Origin of the sequence: Kribbella pratensis, from assembly GCF_004366075.1 — a bacterium.
Taxonomy (GTDB): domain Bacteria; phylum Actinomycetota; class Actinomycetes; order Propionibacteriales; family Kribbellaceae; genus Kribbella; species Kribbella pratensis.
In genome coordinates this window covers 834,688-846,771 of record NZ_SODU01000004.1, presented here as the reverse complement: position 1 = coordinate 846,771, position 12,084 = coordinate 834,688, and the positions used below count along the sequence as shown (strand labels likewise).

Genomic DNA, 12,084 nt, shown 5'->3' with positions numbered 1-12,084 from the left:
AGCGACCCGCCGAGACTAATCTGCGAGAGGTTCCTCAACAGGTGCCATGCCGGATCCCGTCACCGAACCGTTGCCGAGTTCCGGTGCCGGATCGTCCCGCAAGCGGCTGTACAGGTACCCGTCCCGCATCCGCCCGGCCCGGAACTCGCACCCGCGGATCACCCCTTCAAGCCGGAAACCCGCCTTTTCCAAGGACTTCTGCTCGGCCACGTTCTCCGGATGCGTCGCGGCCTGGATCCGGTGTACGGCGGTGTGCTCGAACAGGTACGCCGTCAGCAGCGCCTGCGCCCGCCACCCGATCCCACGCCCGCGGTACTCCGGCAGCAGCGCGATCCCGATCTCCCAGTACGGCGTACGCCCGTCGAACGACCCCGTCCGCCAACTCACGAGCCCCGCCGTCTCGGAGGCGGTGCGGACCATCAACCGCCCGTCGTCCTTGCCGAGGAACCCGTCCTCGGCATACCGCCGTACCGGCGCCTGCGCGTCCCGGAACCCGTTCCAGTCCAGCCCGATCAGCCCCGGCTCGACCGCGAACCGCTGGAACAACGGCACATCCTCTTCCTGAACAGGCCGCAGCAAGACATCCATGCCTGCCAGACTAAAGGGCATGGATGCCACGCGGGCTGAACGCGCAGGCGATGAATCCCATCCATCCCGGGGAGTTCCGCGAGGCCGTCGCGTGCATTACCGAGTCGCTGCAGTACACGAGGTCGAACGACCAACTGGTTGCTTCGGTCAACCGCGCTGGGGCTTACAAGGAACTTGGCGAACTGGGGCCGGCGGCGGCGGATCGCGCTGCAGGCACTCGCCGAGTCCCACCTGTTCGCCGGTGATGTGGCCACCGCGTGCACGTACTTCGAGGAAGCCGAGGCGTTCGCCACCAAATCGGGCTACGGCACCATCCTCGCCGAACTCCACGCCGACCTTGCCCAGTGCAACTTCCTCGACGGCGAGGTCGAGCTCGCTTACACCCAGGCGACCCAGGCCCTCGCGGAGCCGGAAGCCATCGAGTACGGCATCGGACAGCAGTGGTCCCACAGCCTGCTGGCCCGCTGCTGCACAGTCCTCAACCGCCCCACCGAAGCCGCCACCCACCAAGCCGCCGCCGACGCATTGTGCCGCCAGACGGGCTACACCCCCGCTGAGCAGCGACCGGCCTTGTGGGCTGGAGCGGGTGGGCGACCGGCTTTGGGGGGCGGGGCGACCGGCCGTATGGGTGGGTGACCGGTGTTGCGGGGCGGGGCGACCGGGTCTTACAGGCCGAGGTCGCGGAGGAACTCGGGCTTGTAGGCCTGCATCACGACGTACCGCGGGTCCGGGACCTCCATGTCCGCGTTCTTCGCGGCGTCGCCGGCGGCGTCGTGCGGGCCGACCGGCAAGCTCGGGTCCGTCCAGTCCTGCTCGGCCGGATTCCAGCGCGTGACGGTGTACGTCGCATCGAGGTGCTCGTCGGCCACCAGATCCTTGGCGGTCCGCTCCGCTTCCTGCGCGTCGTCGAGCGTGTGCGTGTACATCAGCATCCGGTTCCCGTCCCGGGTCACCGTCACCTGACTCCCGAGCCGCTTCCGCGCGTCGTCATCCAGATCCAACGCCCGCAACCGCTCCCAGACCGTCAACCCGTGCTCGTCACTCCCAAGCACAACCTCAACCCGAAACTCCTCATCCGCCATGAATCACACCCTACCGAGGGCCAGCCCCGCCCCGACGCGCAGACCTGCCAGCTCCGCCCTCGCGCGCAGAGCCGCCAGCTCCACCTCGGCGCGCAGACCCGCGGGTCCTTCCACGCCGCGCAGACTCGCGGGCCCTTCCACGCCGCGCAGGCCCGCGGGCCCTTCCATGCCGCGCAGACCTCGCAGGCCTCTCCACGTCGCGCGCGCCCGTTTCCCACCCGCTGCGAGCGGACCTGCCGCACTCACCTACCCCCATCGCCGCGGTGCAACCCCGGCCTCCTGAGCGTGACAGCCGCGCGCGGCTCCCGGCCCTGGCCGGCTTGGTGAGTGGCTCACGTCCGCTCTGTCGGTTGGTTGCGGACCGCCAGGCCATCACAATCGCGCTCCAGGCGCGGTTCGCCGCCTGAAGGGAGCGGGATGGGCGCATTTGTGATGGCCTGGCGGTCCGCTACGGCGAGACGGGTGCCCCCGCCAACATGCGGCGCCGCAGAATTGTCGTGGTTCGATCGACTACAGTTCTTAGTCATGGAGCTGAGGCACTTGGAACACTTCGTGGCGGTGGCCGAGCAGAAGCACTTCACGCGGGCTGCCGAGGCGATGTCGATCTCGCAGTCGGGATTGTCCGCCTCGATCCGCGCGCTCGAGCGTGAGCTCCGCGCGAGTCTGTTCGTCCGCAACACCCGCAGCGTGGAGCTCACCGAGGCGGGCCGGGCGCTCCTGTGCGAGGGACGACGTACCCTCGCCGCCGCCGAGGCCGCGAAGGACGCCGTCGCCGCGGTCCAGGGGTTGCTGCGCGGTCACCTCACGGTCGGGCTCGAGCAGTGCCTCGGGGTGGTCGACGTACCGGCGCTGCTCGCGAAGTTCCGGTCCGCGTACCCGGGCGTGGAGATCGAGGTCCGCCAAGGCGGCTCCACGCCGATGCTCGACGAACTCGCGTCCGGCCGGCTCGATGTCGCGTTCGTCGCCACCGCCGGCGACCCGGTCGACGGGCTCGACCTGCGGCCGCTGTCGCGCGAGTCGATGGTCCTCGTCTGCGCTCCCGACCACCGGCTCGCGAAGGCGTCCGGCGTGACTCTCGACGACCTCGCGGGGGAGTCGTTCGTCGATTTCGACCCGACCTGGGGCGCCCGCGCCATCTCCGACCGCGCCTTCGCCACGGCCGGTGTCGCGCACCCGGTGACCATCGAGGTCAACGACGTACACACCCTCCTGGCCCTCGTCGCCCACGACCTAGGCGTAGCGCTCGTCCCTGAACGCATCGCCGCCAAACGCGGAGATCACGTCACCGTCTCCCTGGCCCCCGGCACCGCCTCCGACTGGCAGGTTTCGGTCGCCGTCCCCACCGGCCCCGCCGCCTCCCTGGCCGCCGACGCACTCATCGGCATGCTCCCCACGACCGCCGTCCACGCCTAGGCGTACTGCAGGTTGGCGACCCGGATGCGGCCGTCGTCACTGGTGAAGTCGTAATGCGCCAGCCATCCGTCCGACCCGGCCGGCGCCCAGCGCACCAGCAACTTCTGCCCGGTCGGCCGTCGTTCGACTACTTCCAGGACTTTCAGCGATCCGCCGATCACCTCGTTGCGCGCCCAGGTGCGGATCGCGTCCTGGCCGGTGATCGTCCGCGACACATCGACGATCCGTCCGTCCGTGTGGAACGCGTTCACGAGCCCGTCCAGGTCCCGCCGGTTGACCGCGTCCACGTACACCTGCGCCGCGGGAAGAACGTCCACCGGCGCTGGCGTAGTTGACGCACCTGGATTGGAGCCCCCGCAGCCGACGAGTGCCACCGTGACTGCAGCGACGGCGAGTACCTTCACCGCTCGTCCTGGAGCAAGGTGCCGCCGACCGGCATCAATCGGGCGAGGACGGCGTCGATCCGCTCGAGCGTGTCCGGGTGCAGGGTGATGTCGGCCGCCGCCAGATTCTCGACGATGTGCGCCGGCGTACGACTGCCCGGGATCGGCACCACGGCTGGATCCTGGTGCAGCAACCACGCGAGCGCGAGCTGGCTCCGGGTGATCCCGAGGTCAGCGGCCAGCGCCTGGAGCGCGGCGTACGACGCGTTGTTGGCCTTCAGGCTCTCCGCATCGAACCGTGGCGCATTGTTCCGGAAGTCACCATCGTCCAACTTCTCCACCGTGCCGGTCAGGAACCCGGCACCGAGCGGACTCCACGGTACGACGCCAACACCGAGCTCCCGCGCCACGTCGAGCAACTCCGGATCGATCGGCCGCCACATCGACCACTCGGTCTGTACGGCGGCGATCGGATGTACGGCGTACGCCCGGCGGAGCTCGTCCGGCGTCACATTGGACACCCCGAGATACCGCACCTTGCCGTCGGCAACCAGCTCGCCCATCGCGCCGACCGAATCCTCGATCGGCACCTGCGGATCCGGGAAATGCAGGTAGTACAGGTCGATCACATCGATGCCGAGGTTGGTCAGACTGCTGTCGGCGTACCCGCGGATGTACTTCGGCTCCGCGTTCACCAGCAACTGTTCGAACGCGAAACCCACCGCCAACGGATGCGGCTGCGCGCCGTCGGGCACCCTGAGACCGAACTTGGTCGCCACGGTCACCTCGTCGCGCCGTCCGCGGATCGCCCGTCCGACCACCTTCTCGTTGTGCCCGTCGTCGCCGTACGCGTCACTGGTGTCGATGAACGTCCCACCGGCCCCGATCGCCGCGTCGAGTGCCGCGACCGCACGGCCGTCGTCGATGTCGCCGTACATGCCGGGGGAGAGAACCATGGCGCCGAACCCGATCGCCGGTACGTCGAGTCCTCCGAGATTGCGTGTGCTTGTCATGAGTCCAGCGTCGGTCGCCGATGCCGCGCGGTCCAAGACCTGTTGGTATAACCGTTGGTTATGGATGCGCACCTGCGCGAACTCCGCTACTTCGTCGCGACCGCCGAGGAATCGACCGTGACGGCCGCGGCCGCGCGGCTCTTCGTTTCACAGCCCGCCCTGTCCAAGCAACTCCGAGCGCTCGAACGCCGCCTCGGCTTCGACCTCTTCGAGCGCCTGCCGCGCGGACTGACACTGACGTCGCAGGGGTCGGTCTTGCTGCCTGTGGCGAGGGAGGTGCTCGCCGCCTGGGACCGCGGGTACGCCGAAGCGCGGGCGGCCGCCCACCCGAATCAGCTGGTGGTCGGCATGCAGACTGCTGTCGGCCGCGACCTGCAACGGCCCGCCGTCGAACGCTTCCGCGCCACGCTCCCCGGCTGGACGGTCTCGCTGCGCCTGGTCGGCTGGGACGACCCGACCGCCGGCCTCGCCGACGGAACCAGCGACGTCGCCTTCGTCTGGCTCCCGATCTCCGCCGACTTCGCGACCCGCGTGCTGATCACCGAACCCCGCTGGGTCGCGCTACCCGCCCACCATCCCTTGGCGGACCGCCCATCGGTCCCGTTCGAGCTGCTCCTGGACGAGCCCTTCGTAGCTCTTCCTGCGACGGCCGGTCCACTCCGCGACTTCTGGCTCGCTGTCGACGCCCGTCCCGGTCCACCTGTCGTGGCGGCCGAGGCCACCGCCGCAGACGAGGTCCTCGAACTGGTCACCGCCGGCGTCGGCATCGCCCTCCTCGCCGAAGGCAACACGGGTCTCTACCAACGCCCCGGCCTGGTCTGCCGCCCCGTCCCGGATCTCCCACCTGCGGAACTGGCGGTCGCGTGGCGCCGCACCGACAACCGCGACGCCGTACGTGCGTTCCTCGACTCGGTCCAGCCCTGAATGCCGCCGTACACATGGTTGTGTACGGCGGCATATGAGCATTACCAGGCGTAGTCCTCCGGGGCGGTCTTGTAGCCCGGGAAGATTTCGTCGAGGCGGGTCAGGGACTTCTCGTCGAGCTTGATGTCGACCGCGCGTACGGCGGACTCCAGCTGCTCCATCGTCCGCGGTCCCACAATCGGCCCCGTCACACCGGGCTGGTGCAGCAGCCACGCCAGCCCGAGCTCACCCGGCTCGTGCCCGAGCTCGTCCGCGAACGCCTCGTACTGCTCGATCTGCGGCCGGAGCTTCTCGAGCGTCTCCTTGGAACGGCCCTCGAGGCGCCGTACGCCCTCGTTCTCCTTCCGGATCACGCCGCCCAGCAGCCCGCCGTGCAGCGGCGACCACGGGATCACGCCCAGCCCGTACGCCTGCGCCGCCGGCAGCACCTCACGCTCGATGTCACGCTGTGCGAGGTTGTACAGCGACTGCTCGCTGACAAGCCCGACGTAGTTGCGTCGCGCCGCCGCCTCCTGCGCCTGAGCGATGTGCCATCCGGCGAAGTTGCTCGACCCGGCGTACAGCACCTTCCCCTGCTGTACGGCGACCTCCATCGCCTGCCAGATCTCTTCCCACGGCGTGTTCCGGTCGATGTGGTGGAACTGGTACAGGTCCACGTAGTCGGTCTGCAACCGCTTCAGGCTCGCGTCGAGCGCGCGGCGGATGTTGAGCGCGGACAGCCGGCTCGTGTTCGGCCACTCCTGCCCCATGTCGCCGTACACCTTGGTCGCCAGCACCGTCTTCTCCCGGTTCTTGGCGTCCTTGGCGAACCACTCCCCGATGATCTCCTCGGTCCGCCCCGGGTAGATAGACCGCCCGTACCCGTTGGCCGTATCAAAGAAGTTGACCCCCTTGTCATGCGCCGCATCCATGATCGCGTGCGCATCCCCCACCTCAGTAAGAGGCCCAAAGTTCATCGTCCCCAACACGATCCGACTGACGTTCAGTCCCGTACGCCCAAGCTGAGTAAATTCCATACCCTCCAACCTCCCTCGCCCCAGCCGACATGTCCAACAGAAGAATCCACTCAGTCCGATGACTCATCCTTCTGAGTGCTGGGCGTGTCTAGCAGGCCTTGCATCAGATCCCGACGCTCGCGGCCAACTCCTGGGCCCGCCGAGCGTGGTGCAGCGCCCGCGCCCGCACCTACTTGATCCGCTCAAAGTCAGCGTCCGGGCTTGACCGGTGACAGTTCCGCCTGACCGATCGCGGAGGTGCGCTAGGCGTTCAGGATTCGCTCGCGCAGCACGAGCTCATCGGACAGGCTGAGATACGGCAACTGCGTTTGGGGTTATGCCACGACCGAGGCGGCTTGGAACATTTCGGTGGGCATTGGGTGGTCTAGTTGCCAGGTGATGGCTATTGGGCGGTCGCCGGTGTGGGACGTGTAGGTGGCTGGGCCGAGGAAGAGGTACGGCGAGGTGCCTAGCTCAGTGAGCTTGTGCTCGCGGGCGAAGATGAGGATCTTCGTGTCCTGGTCGCGGTGATTGAGGTATCGCTGCCCAACCTTCGACGTCACCGACGTGTTGCTCTGGGTTTCCCAATGAAAGAGGCTCGGGCTGATCGCGTAGTCGCGATACATCGTGGTCGGCGAGTAGTCCGCTTCTGACTTGACCAGGGTGACGAGGAAGGCATCGGAGTTCAGTTCCTCCGAGTACAAGACGCCGGACTGGAAGGTGCTCGGTCGGCGTTGAAAGTTGGCGTAGTCGAGCGCCGCCAGGATCTCTTCACGTTGATAGCGAGCGTGTACTCGCAGCGCCAGGTCGTCGAGTCGGCCGCTGAGCGGCACAGCTCGATGGCGGGCGTGATCCATGGCGAAGTCGGTGACCTCAAGGAGTTCGTCGCGCGCTGCACGTTCCTGACGGAGGGCGTGGAAGCCGTCTTCGTATGTCTTGAAGCCACCGCCGTTCGGCCACAACGAGAAGAAGAGCATCCGCGCGAACGTGCGTTGCATTGGAGCGAGATCGTCGTACGACGGTCCGTCGTCCTGCAGTAGTCGTCGATAGGTCTGAGCACGTTCCGGGTCGTCGACGTGAGACAGCGCCCGCACCCGTCGTAGCAGCGCAGTCTCATGCGTCGATCCGCCCCGAGTGGGCATCCCCGCATCGCGCCGAAGCGACGTCCAACTTCGACCGGATCGCAGTACGTCGCTGAGTTCGACTCCGGACTCTTGCACGAAGTTCCCGAGATCCCGGTCGCCCAGCGTCTTGAGTTCTTGAACCATGTCTTGCCACCGACCGGCGACCTGGCCCTTCAGATTGGAGAGGACCACTTCCTGGGCGACCTTGTCGAGGACGATCTGGCAGCCAGAAGGCAGCGCCGGGAAGCCTTGCTTTACTTGGTCTTCCAGTCTTTTTCGGGACTTGCCAGTGAGTGCCCGGAACCTGAGGTCGAACCGGAATTCCTTGCGCTGGTGCCCAACGAAGTCGAGTGCTGTGAGGACTGGTTTGCCGTCGGACTGACGCAGGCCGCGCCCAAGTTGCTGGAGGAAGACAGTCGGACTCTCCGTGGGCCGGAGGAACAGGACTGTGTCAACTTCTGGGAGATCCAGGCCCTCATTGAAGAGGTCGGCCGCGAAGAGTGCATTAACTCGGCGATCCTTCAGATCACGCAGGGCCTGGTCGCGGACGGCTGTTGAGGTCTCGCCGGAGACTGCTTGTGCAGGAATGCCTGCGGCGTTGAATGTGCGCGCCATGTACTCGGCATGAGCGATTGAGACGCAGAACCCGAGTGCTCGCATTGCTCGTACGTCGGAGAGCTTGTCCTGCACCTCGCGCAGGACGATGGCAGAGCGTTTGTCGTTTCCCGTGTATAGCGCCTCGAGTTGCCGCTCGTCGTACCGACCGCGCTTCCATTGCAGCTCATCGAGCTGGGTCCCATCGGCGATCCCGAAGTAGTGGAACGGGCAGAGCAGATCGGCTGAGAGCGCATCCCAGAGGCGAAGCTCGACGGCGGTTCTTCCGCCGAAGAAGCTCAGCAAGTCGAAACCGTCGGTGCGCTCCGGCGTTGCCGTCAGTCCAAGCAGTTCGCGTGGCTGCAGGTGATTGAGCAGCTTCCGGTACGTCGGAGCGGCAGCGTGATGGAACTCGTCGACGACAACGATCTCAAAGGCGTCCGCCGGCATCGAGGTGACGTCGTACGCCGTCAACGCCTGAACAGACGCGAAGACGTGCCGCCAGCGTTCGGGGCGTGCGCCCGAGTGATACTCCTCGCCGAAGCTCGCGTCTGCGAGGACCTCGCGGTACGTGCGCAACGATTGCTGCAGGATCTCGCGACGATGAGCGACAAAGAGGAGCGACGGCGCGGGCTCGCCGCGCTCGAGGGCAGCGTCGCGGAGCCGCCGATAGTCGAGAGCTGCGATCACGGTTTTGCCGGTGCCGGTCGCTGCGACGACGAGGTTGCGGTGCCGGTCGTGTACCTCGCGTTCGACCTCGATCTCCTCGAGCATCTCTGCCTGATACGGCCGCGGACGTACCTCAAGGCCGGCCAGGGAGATCGTGACTCGATTGGACGACGTACGGCCGCTCGCTTCAGCTAGTGCGTCGTCGAGCCGATCGCGGTCGCGTGCGGGGTCGTACGACTCGAAGGTGGAGTCGTTCCAGTACGTGTCGAAGGTTGCTCCGAACTTGTTCAGCAGGCCCGGAGTGGCGATCCGGGAGAGCCGGACATTCCATTCGACCCCGTCGAGTAGCGCCGCCCGGGAGAGATTCGACGATCCGACGTACGCCGTGTCGAATGTGGTCGCGCGGCGAAAGAGCCACGCCTTCGCGTGCAGGCGCGTGCGGAGGACGTCGTACTGGATTTTGACCTCGGCGCCGAAGTCGTTGACGAGTCTGTCGAGAGCGGTGCGATCAGTTGCGCCGAGATAGGTCGTAGTGATGACGCGGAACGGAGCATCCCGAAGCCGAAGGCGCTCGAGCTCTGGCTCGAGCAACCGCAGGCCGTACCACTTCACGAACGCGCAGATCAGGTCAACCTCGTCGGATGTGTCGATCTCGGCGCGTAGTTCCGGACCTAGCGATGGCTCGCCGTGCGAGTTCGTCAGCAGAGCAGCATCCGACAGCGGCGTACTTGGACGAGTCGAGCCGTAGCTCGTGACGCCCGGACGTACGGCGGGATAGAGAGCGTGGAGTTGACGAGGCGGTTCGCTGGGAAGGAGGTCGTCGTGTTCGGCGAGGAGCTCCAGCAGGTCGTTGACCAGAGCAACGCGCTTGCCTGCGTCGCGCGTGCCACCGAGCACACGCCGTACTGCGTCCCCGACGTGCCGCGCCAGGACCTCCGGCTGGTCAGCCTCGTCAACCTCGTGTATCACCGGCTGCTGACCATCAAACTGCCCAATGGCCTCAAGCAGACTGCTCGTCACCAACGCGTCGTAGATCCCTGGCTTCATTCCCCGATCACCCCTCCCAGAGGAGCTTGCCAGACCGCACCGACAGTCACCTGCATAGGCGTCAGGTGAGTGTGTCTCTTGCGGGCATCGAGTCACCCTGATTCGTCATCTGAACAGATGAGCGTTCCCCAGGCGCTGACGAGAGTTCGAGCCAGCTGCGTCACTCCAGCAGATAGGCGTTGATCTCCTTGACAGTCTCCGCGAGGTCGGGGAGCTCGACGACTTCGACGTTCGCAGCGTTCAGGAGTTCTACGCCCTCGCAGTCGACGAAGATGAATGGCTCTCGCCAGGCCAGGACTACTCGGGGGATACCGGCTGCGAGGATTAGATCGGTACAGGTGCGGGGGCGGGAAGCTCGTTTGCTGCAGGGCTCGAGGCTGGTGTAGATGGTGGCTTCGCGGAGGCGGGGGTCGCCTGGCCGGATCTTGGTTAGCGCGACTTCTTCGGCGTGGTCATGGGGGTCGGTTTCGCGGGAGTAGCCGGTGGCCAGGACCTCGCCGTCGGGGGTGACGATGATGGCGCCTACCGAGAAGGCGGTGGTCGATGGTGGGCACGAGCGGGAGAGGTCGATGGCCTGGTGGAGCCAGTAGCGGTCGTCGAGTTCAGGCATGGGTGGGGACTTTCGGGAGGTAGCGGAGGAGGACGACGTCTCCGATTTGTTTGACCTCGGTGAGGGCCATGCGGCTGGACGGGCTCTGGGGGAATTGAGCATCGCTGACGAACCGGGGTGCGCTGCTGTCGCCGACGAAGAATGGGGCGATCACCAGGTGGATCTCGTCCGCGAGTCCGGCGGAGAGGAACTGGGTATGCATTGTGCCGCCGCCTTCGACCATCAGCCGCTTCACGCCACGCTGGGCGAGGTCGCTCAGGACGAAGCCGAGATCGACTGCCGCGCCCGCGTCAACGACGTGGCTAACAGCTCCGACCGCAGCCGCGGCCTTTTCCACGGCAGACGTTGGGACATAGACCACCTTGTCGACGTCGCCGGTGGCGAAAAATTTCGAGGTGGGGTCGAGGTCCCCGCCGGCGCTGATCGTCACCTTGATCGGTGACTCGGCGAGGCCCGCATCTACGCGGCGCTTGCGCCGGTCATCAGAGCGGACGAGGAGGCGCGGGTTGTCGCGGCGGATGGTGTTGGCGCCCACTAGGATCGCGTCGACTCCGGCTCGGACATCGTCGACTCGGTCGAAGTCCTCGTCGTTGGAGAGGAGAAGTCGCTGGTCCGTGTTGTCGTCAATGTAACCGTCGACGGATGCCGCGACGGACAGCAGGACGTACGGGCGATCAGGCACGTGATTCTCCTCGGTCTGCGTGGATGACCTCGTCGAGCATGTCAACGAAATCATCCGTCATCTGTTCGATGTCGATTGTGCTGGCCCCAGGATCCAGGCGTGCACATCGGTCCAAGGCGACCCGACTATGCGGTGGCATCCAGGAGTTCAGAGTGGGGCTGCGATGTAGATGTTGGTGTATGACTTGCGCCGTGCCGCCGCTGGCTCCGTACGGGAGCAGACGTTTGCCCATTGCCACAGCTAGGTCGGCCTCAGCGCGAGTACCCTCGCCGCCGCCGACGACCACGACGTACTCCGCGTCGGCGATGACGTTCCTGCGACCGAAGATCGCCACGGCTCCGCGCAGGCCAGGCGGTTGGTAGTGATCGGCGATGTGGGTCATCACCTCGATCCCGATGCCGATCGGTCCGTGATTTACTCGCAGCCGCCTCACCATCACGAGCCTGGCGAGAGCGCGTACGGCGGCGTCGACGGCGTGGGTATGGACGTTAGCTGCTCGGCTTCCACAGATCGCGATCCTGATGCTTGTCAGGTCGGAGCCGTCGAGTCGACGCCGATCCGGCCCACCCCCGGTTCCGGCGTCCGGCTCTGACATCTCGCGCTCGTCGCGCACTGAGGACACCAAGGCGTCCGCAGGAGCCAGACCCATCAAGATCCGTGCGCTGTCTGGCAAGCGGAGTCCTTCTGCAATCCGAGTGAGTACGCCGATGTCCGAGACCTGACCGTGGCGTGTGCCTCGAATCCAGTTCGATACATCTGACCGATCGTGCTCGGTCAGAAGCGCTAGCTGCGTCTGCGTGCAGTCGTCGAAAGCGTCCAGGTAGCTTCGGAACAGCGCTCCGATGTCGCGCCGGGCGAGCGCAGTCTGAACTTCGTTGCCTCGCCAGAAGGACGGCGGCACCGCGTTTGGATCAAAGACCTTTCGACGGGTCACCTGGTTCGCCCTCTCGTGACCTTCAC

At 66.3% G+C, this 12,084-nt stretch carries 13 protein-coding genes; 3 read left to right on the top strand and 10 right to left on the bottom strand.

Features of this window, described 5'->3' with window-relative positions:
• Nucleotides 1-15 precede the first annotated feature (15 nt).
• A complete protein-coding gene (locus tag EV137_RS36415) occupies nt 16-588 on the bottom strand; it encodes a GNAT family N-acetyltransferase (RefSeq protein WP_134132671.1) in 573 nt (190 codons plus the stop codon).
• Nucleotides 589-762: 174 nt separating this feature from the next.
• Between EV137_RS36415 and EV137_RS36410 the strand changes: the two genes are divergently transcribed.
• Nucleotides 763-1,224, top strand: coding sequence for a hypothetical protein (locus EV137_RS36410; protein ID WP_134132670.1), 462 nt, complete (start codon nt 763-765; stop codon nt 1,222-1,224).
• A 29-nt stretch (nt 1,225-1,253) separates the two neighbouring features.
• Here EV137_RS36410 and EV137_RS36405 read toward each other — a convergent pair whose 3' ends face one another.
• Both EV137_RS36405 and EV137_RS36400 read right to left on the bottom strand, forming a co-directional pair.
• Complete coding sequence (locus tag EV137_RS36405; RefSeq protein WP_134012653.1) at nt 1,254-1,670, bottom strand: hypothetical protein; 417 nt, start codon at nt 1,668-1,670, stop codon at nt 1,254-1,256.
• A gap of 3 nt (nt 1,671-1,673) precedes the next feature.
• On the bottom strand, nt 1,674-1,838 hold the full coding sequence (locus tag EV137_RS36400) for a hypothetical protein (protein ID WP_166680087.1): 165 nt from the start codon (nt 1,836-1,838) through the stop codon (nt 1,674-1,676).
• A 357-nt stretch (nt 1,839-2,195) separates the two neighbouring features.
• On the opposite strand from EV137_RS36400, the gene EV137_RS36395 reads away from it, so the two are divergent.
• Nucleotides 2,196-3,083 carry a LysR family transcriptional regulator gene (locus EV137_RS36395; protein ID WP_134012655.1) on the top strand — a complete coding sequence of 296 codons (888 nt, stop codon included), beginning with the start codon at nt 2,196-2,198 and terminating at the stop codon, nt 3,081-3,083.
• Here EV137_RS36395 and EV137_RS36390 read toward each other — a convergent pair.
• Nucleotides 3,080-3,400 (bottom strand): nuclear transport factor 2 family protein, encoded by a 321-nt coding sequence (locus EV137_RS36390; RefSeq protein ID WP_134132668.1) that lies wholly within the window; start codon nt 3,398-3,400, stop codon nt 3,080-3,082. The two genes, EV137_RS36395 and EV137_RS36390, sit on opposite strands and share 4 nt — an antisense overlap.
• A gap of 83 nt (nt 3,401-3,483) precedes the next feature.
• Nucleotides 3,484-4,479: an aldo/keto reductase gene (locus tag EV137_RS36385; RefSeq protein WP_134132666.1), complete on the bottom strand. Its 996-nt coding sequence runs from the start codon at nt 4,477-4,479 to the stop codon at nt 3,484-3,486.
• A 60-nt stretch (nt 4,480-4,539) separates the two neighbouring features.
• Here EV137_RS36385 and EV137_RS36380 point away from each other — a divergent pair, with 60 nt between their 5' ends.
• Nucleotides 4,540-5,403, top strand: a complete 864-nt coding sequence (locus tag EV137_RS36380) for a LysR family transcriptional regulator (protein WP_134132665.1) — start codon at nt 4,540-4,542, stop codon at nt 5,401-5,403.
• 41 nt (nt 5,404-5,444) lie between these two features.
• On the opposite strand, the gene EV137_RS36375 is transcribed toward EV137_RS36380, so the two are convergent.
• The 5 genes from EV137_RS36375 to EV137_RS36355 all read right to left on the bottom strand — a co-directional run bounded on the left by EV137_RS36375 (nt 5,445) and on the right by EV137_RS36355 (nt 12,058).
• The gene (locus tag EV137_RS36375) at nt 5,445-6,359 is read right to left on the bottom strand and encodes an aldo/keto reductase (protein ID WP_238175792.1); all 915 of its coding nucleotides are present in this window, start codon (nt 6,357-6,359) and stop codon (nt 5,445-5,447) included.
• A 374-nt stretch (nt 6,360-6,733) separates the two neighbouring features.
• Nucleotides 6,734-9,832, bottom strand: coding sequence for a DEAD/DEAH box helicase (locus EV137_RS36370; RefSeq protein ID WP_134132663.1), 3,099 nt, complete (start codon nt 9,830-9,832; stop codon nt 6,734-6,736).
• 160 nt (nt 9,833-9,992) lie between these two features.
• Nucleotides 9,993-10,442: a deaminase gene (locus tag EV137_RS36365; RefSeq protein WP_134132662.1), complete on the bottom strand. Its 450-nt coding sequence runs from the start codon at nt 10,440-10,442 to the stop codon at nt 9,993-9,995.
• Nucleotides 10,435-11,124 (bottom strand): RibD family protein, encoded by a 690-nt coding sequence (locus tag EV137_RS36360; RefSeq protein ID WP_134132660.1) that lies wholly within the window; start codon nt 11,122-11,124, stop codon nt 10,435-10,437. Before EV137_RS36360 ends, EV137_RS36365 begins: the two co-directional genes overlap by 8 nt.
• On the bottom strand, nt 11,117-12,058 hold the full coding sequence (locus tag EV137_RS36355) for a hypothetical protein (protein WP_134132659.1): 942 nt from the start codon (nt 12,056-12,058) through the stop codon (nt 11,117-11,119). Before EV137_RS36355 ends, EV137_RS36360 begins: the two co-directional genes overlap by 8 nt.
• Nucleotides 12,059-12,084: the final 26 nt, after the last annotated feature.